Origin of the sequence: Lentzea sp., assembly GCF_036380075.1 — a bacterium.
Lineage (GTDB): Bacteria > Actinomycetota > Actinomycetes > Mycobacteriales > Pseudonocardiaceae > Lentzea.
Genome location: NZ_DASVFL010000036.1, coordinates 1 through 4,073 on the forward strand (window position 1 = coordinate 1; position 4,073 = coordinate 4,073).

2 protein-coding genes are annotated in these 4,073 nt (G+C 74.8%); one reads left to right on the forward strand and one right to left on the reverse strand.

All coding sequences use genetic code 11. The annotated features are described in order from the left end of the window. A partial coding sequence (locus VF330_RS04555) for an ATP-binding protein (RefSeq protein WP_330850208.1) occupies positions 1-2,715 on the reverse strand: 2,715 nt, incomplete at its 3' end. 148 nt (positions 2,716-2,863) lie between these two features. Here VF330_RS04555 and VF330_RS04560 point away from each other — a divergent pair. Beyond that, positions 2,864-4,073: AfsR/SARP family transcriptional regulator (locus tag VF330_RS04560; RefSeq protein ID WP_330850209.1), on the forward strand; the 1,210-nt coding region annotated here is incomplete at its 3' end.

Genomic DNA, 4,073 nt, shown 5'->3' on the forward strand with positions numbered 1-4,073 from the left:
CTCACCGGTCTTGGCGAGCAGGCTCGCGACGTGCTTCTCGGCCGTGCGCGGCGAGATGTAGAGCCGCCGGGCGATCTCGGTGTTGCCGAGCTGTTCGGCGAGCAGCCGCAGCACCTCGTTCTCCCGCGCCGTGATGCCGAGGACCCGCAGCCGGGCGGGAACCTCCCCGCTGCCGGTGCGGCGTTGTGCCGCGGTCCACCCCGCGCGCCGCAGCACCGCGCGGCAGGCGCTCGTGAGCGCGCTCATCCGGTTGACGTGGAAGTACTCCTCGGCCTCGCGCAACCAGGTCGCCGGGTCGCCCCACCCGTCGGCCAGCGCGGCCTCCGCGACCAGCCGCAGGCCGAGCCGGCGCGCCAGGGCGAACGATTCGGCGATCCGGCCGTGCTCCGCCATCGCCTCGGCCGCGTCCGCATGGCGTCCGTTCCGGCCCGCCAGCACGGCTCTGGCGAGCAGGAGGAACTGCCGGTGCCACGCCCATCCGGCGGCGGCCGATTCGGGGTGGTGAATCCGGTCCGTCTCACCGTCGAGCACCGCCAGCAGAGCTCTCAGCCCGTGCGGCCAGGTCGCGACGTGGTGCGCGGGGTTCCCGGCGTCGACCCGCACGGCCAGGTCCAGCGCGTCCACGGCTGCCCGCCGGTCCTCCTCGGCGAGGGCGCAGAACGCCGCGCAGGTCGCCCGCACCAGCGGGGACGCGCTGTCGTCCAGTGACCGCAGGGCCCGTTCCATCGCCGGCCGGTGCCCGCGGTGCGCGAACATCACCGCCTTGGCGACGACCACGCCCGTGGCCGCGTCCCGCAGGCCCAGCCCCGTCATCGCCGCGAGGCCGCGGTCGGCGAGCTCGGTGGCCCGCACGAACTCGCCGCGCAGCACCGTCGTCAGCACCAGGTCCGCCTGGAGCAGGTGCCCCTCCAGCACCGCGCCGGCCTCGAACGCGCGCTCGCACGCCTGACGCAGCCTGGTGTCGTCACCGGACCGCAGGGTGTCGTTGAACCCGGACCTCGCCCGCGACCGCAACCGCATCGCCGGCAGCCGGTGCTGGTGCGCCAGCTCGGCCATCCGGCGGAAGTGCGCGTCCGACTCGGCCAGGTCCCGCTGCCGGGCCAGGGTTCCCAGCAGCTCCAGTGCCTCGCAGGCGACCACCGGCAACGTGGACCGCGCGGCCTCGGCCAGTGCGCGCAGCGCCGGTTCTCCCGCTCCCGTCAGGTTCGCGGTGATGAGGTCGATCCGCGCGGTGAGCTCCGGCGCCGCGTCCGGTCCCAGCAGCGCGCGTGCGGTCTCCACCTCGCGGGTACCGCGCGACCACAGCCGCGCCCGCACCGCCACCAACGCCAGGGTGGTGTGCAGCACCGCCCGTCCGGGGTCGTCGAGACCGAGGTCGTCGACGCTCGCCGCCAGGGCGAGCGCCTGCTCGACCTCGCCCGCCTCGGCCAGCGCGGCGAGCAGCGGTGCCAGCACCGCGATCGGCTCGCAGCAGTCCGTCGCCAGCTCCTGCGCCCGGCGCAGCAGCCGCACCGCCCCGGCCGCGTCGCCGTCGACGAGCGCGCGCGTCCCGGCGTCGACGAACAACCGCCGGGAGGCCTCGGCATCACCGGCCGCGAGCCGCAGCTCCGCCGCCACCGCGCACCACTCGCCGGGCAGCTCCGGCCGGCAGGTCTCCAGCGCCTCGGCGGCGCGCCGGGCGAGCACCGCCCGTTCGCCGGCACCGGCCAGCCGCAACAGCGCGTGCGGGGTCAGCGCCTGCCGGAACGCGTACCGGTCGGCCACGAGGTCGTCCGGTGCGACGAGTTCACTGGCGACGGCGGGACGCAGCCGTCGCACCAGGTCCTCCAGGCTGAGGCCGCACGCGACCCGCAGCACCGGCAACGGGAACCGGCGCCCGAACACCGCGGCGACGGTGAGCAGTTCGGTGAGCTCGGAGCCCAGCCGGCGCACCCGTGCGGAGACGCTGTGCACGACCGCTTCCGGAACCGCGGTGTCCGTGCCGGTGACCCCGTGGCGGAGCAGTTCCTCCGCGATGAAAGGCACGCCCTCGCTGTCCCGGAACACCAGGTCCACCACCGCGGCCGGCGCCTCGCCGAGACAGGACGCGACCAGGTCCCGCACCCGGGACCGGTCCAGCCTGGCCGGTTCGACGACGGTGAGGCGGCCGCGCCCGCTGCCGCGTGCCAGCTCCAGCACCGGGCTCTGCTCACTCCTGGCGGTCGCGAGCACGGCCACCCGCCCGGTGAGGTGGTCGGCGAGGTAGTCGAGGATGGCCACGGTGTCCGCGTCGGCCTCGTGCAGGTCTTCCAGGACCAGCACACAGCCCGTGCCGCGGCCGATCGCGCCCAGCAGCCGGAGAAGCCCTTCCGCGACAACGGGAAGCTCCTCCACGGCAGGCGAAACCGTGCTATCACGCCATTCCGGGGCGAACCGGGCGAGTGCGGCGCGGTAGGGGAGGAGCTCCGTGCCGGGCGGCACCCCTCCTTCCCTGGTGAGCGAGAGCAGCGCCTCGGACAGGGCCCGCAGTGGGGTGGCCGCGTCGGCCCGGCCGCGCAACACCCGCATTCCCCACGACATCGCGTGGTCCGCGGCCGTGCTGACGAGCCGTGACTTCCCGATGCCCGGCTCACCGACCACGAGCGCCGCGCCGCCGTGTTCCACCACGGCCGTGAGCACCCGTAACTCCTCGTCGCGCCCGATCATCCGGGGCGACGGCACTGTGACGGCTCCCATTCCGGGCACGATCGGCTGTTCGCGTACACAACGCCGTACACGGCCTCGTGTACGGACAGGCGCTTCACTCCGATTGGGTGCGTACGAGTCGCGTTCCCGACCGTAGGCTCGAACCGCCGACAGTTCCCGCCGACTGTGGAGAGTGCAGGTGCGGCTTCGCATTCTCGGACCGGTCGAGATCGCCACCGACCACGGTCCCGCGTTGCCGGCGCGCCGGATGGCCAGGGTGTTGCTCGGCACGCTCGCGTTGCACGCCAACACTTTCGTACCGGCCGACCGGATCGTCGACGCCCTGTGGGGCGGCTGTCCTCCCCGTTCCGCCCGGATCAACTTGCGGTCGTACGTCAGCGACCTGCGCCGGCTGCTGCGGTCCGGCGGGAAGGACGGCACGCGGATCGAGACGGCGAACGGCGGCTACCTGCTCGCCGCCGAACCGGACGACCTGGACGTGCTCGCCTTCACCACCCTCGCGGAGGCGGGCCGCGACTGCCTCGCCCGCGGTGAGTACGACCAGGCCGTCGAGCGGCTGACCAGTGCGGGCGAGCTGTGGCGGGGGAGGGTCCTCGACGGCGTGCCGGTGCCCGAGGCGGTCCAGCCCACGGTCCGGATGCTGGAGGACCGCCGCGTCGACGCCATCGAGGACTGCGTGCAGGCACGACTCGAGCTCGGCCGCCACGCCGGGCTCGCCGCCGAGCTGCGCGAGCTGACCGGTCGTTACGAGCTGCGGGAACGGTTGTGGGGCCAGCTGATGCTCGCGCTGTACCGCAGCGGCCGGCCGGGGGAGGCGATGCGCGCGTACGACCGGCTGCGGCGCGTGCTCGACGCGGAGCTGGGTGCCGGCCCGAGTCCCGAGATCAAGCAGCTGTACCAGCGGATCCTGCGCGACGACCCCCGGTTGGCGGGCCCTGCCCGGACCGCCGCGGTGCTGTCGCGCGGCACACCCGTTCCGTGGCAGCTTCCCCTGGACGCGGACCCGTTCGTCGGCAGGCACGACGAGCTGCGCGGGCTGGACCACGTCACCGGCGCGGTCGCCGCGGTCGTCGGAACGGCCGGCGTGGGCAAGACCGCGCTCGCGGTGCACTGGGCGCACGCCGCGCGCAGCCGGTTCCCCGACGGCTGCCTGTACGTCGACCTGCGCGGGTACGGGCCGGAGGAGCCGGTGCCGCCGGAGCAGGTGCTGGCCGGGTTCCTGCGGGTCCTCGGCGACCGCGCCACCGACGCCGGGCACGAGGTCGCCGAGCTGTCCGGCCGGTACCGGACGTTGCTCGCGGACCGCCGGATGCTGGTGGTGCTGGACAACGCGCGTGCCTCCGACCAGGTGCGGCCGCTGCTGCCGGGCACCGCGGGCTGCCTCGCCG